Origin of the sequence: Halostella sp. PRR32, assembly GCF_034808085.1 — an archaeon.
Classification (GTDB): domain Archaea; phylum Halobacteriota; class Halobacteria; order Halobacteriales; family Natronoarchaeaceae; genus Halostella; species Halostella pelagica.
The window spans coordinates 1-229 of sequence record NZ_JAXHGL010000321.1 but is presented as its reverse complement, the minus strand read 5'-3'; the positions used below and the strand labels follow the sequence as shown (position 1 = coordinate 229).

Here is a 229-nt window from a genome sequence, read left to right as displayed (position 1 = left end):
CAGCGACAGACGTTCACTGCGATGCCGCACCCCGTCAGAGTCACCTCGTACGCGGACGCGGAGGCTCTCCGGACCGCCGCTCGCGAGAGCGACGCGTACGCACCCGTCGACGGACTCGACGAGGTCTACGGGCACGCGGACGAGCACGGCGTGACGGTCGTCGGGGACGGCGTCGCCGTGAGCGTCGACCGATACGACGGCGACCAGTCCGCTTCGCCAGTCGACGACG

Annotated in this window: 1 protein-coding gene; it reads left to right on the top strand. The window is 70.7% G+C overall.

Annotated elements, in window-relative coordinates; translation table 11 throughout:
• Nucleotides 1-21: 21 nt before the first annotated feature.
• Nucleotides 22-229, top strand: a 208-nt coding sequence (locus SM753_RS21255) for a hypothetical protein (RefSeq protein ID WP_323193014.1), incomplete at its 3' end; no start/stop codon positions are given.